This window comes from Bartonella sp. AP58NXGY, assembly GCF_042195785.1.
Classification (GTDB): Bacteria; Pseudomonadota; Alphaproteobacteria; order Rhizobiales; family Rhizobiaceae; genus Bartonella.
Genome location: NZ_JBHIOY010000182.1, coordinates 1 through 821 on the forward strand (window position 1 = coordinate 1; position 821 = coordinate 821).

General features: G+C 42.9%; 2 pseudogenes. Both read right to left on the reverse strand.

Annotated features, from left to right (window positions below):
• Positions 1–496: pseudogene (locus tag ACFINC_RS10320) on the reverse strand (phage tail protein); the annotation flags it as partial.
• A 7-nt stretch (positions 497–503) separates the two neighbouring features.
• Positions 504–821 (reverse strand): annotated as a pseudogene (locus ACFINC_RS10325) (phage tail protein); the annotation flags it as partial.

Below are 821 nucleotides of genomic sequence, written 5' to 3' on the forward strand. Positions count from 1 at the left end.
CTATTGTCCCTGGTGGACAAACAGGTATAACCGGTCCTTGCGGTAAAGAAACCGGCGTAGGATTTAAAACTTGCCAACCAGTTCCATTATAAATCAAGCTATAAATGCATCCCTTTTGAAGCTCTCCTCCTGATAGAGGACGAATGCCTAATTCTGTTGCCTTATAAACAGGTTGAGCGGCTAAAGCATTCAAGGCAATTGTAGTTACCCCAACATTCTTACCCTTCGCTTTAAAACAAATTGATATACCCTTCTTATACGCTAAAAATGCCGTTTGACTTTGAAGCCTTATCACCGTTGTCTGATGTTCAGCATCAACCGTAAACGTGCTTTCAATCACACCACTGGTATCCGATAAATATTCACGCACACGTTGCATCATACCACGGGCGCTGTTATTCAAACTACTGGGACGCTGTCCTTCTGACCAATCAATTAAAGCATCACAATATGCATTCTCAGAGGCATTGAAAGACCAATCATAAATCGTTGACATTTAAACCTCATGTCTTGATCGCAAACAAAACACTCACATTCACGGGGCGCGTTTCGCCTTCCCCTGTGCTTTCCAAAACAACTTCTTGATTCTCATCAAAGGAATAGGACGAGACAATATAGCCCCCTAAATTCTCACGCTCTATGCCCATAAAATTCGCTAAAGAACCACCCCCAAACAAGCCTAGACGATAGCCCAACACATCCGTCGTATTCCCATCCCAAAAGTCTTCATTACTAGTAAAATGGGGCATCGAAAGAGCCTGACCTTCATGCTGGTGAGACTGGATTGAATCTGTTTGAATACTTCCAAATCGACGATTGGA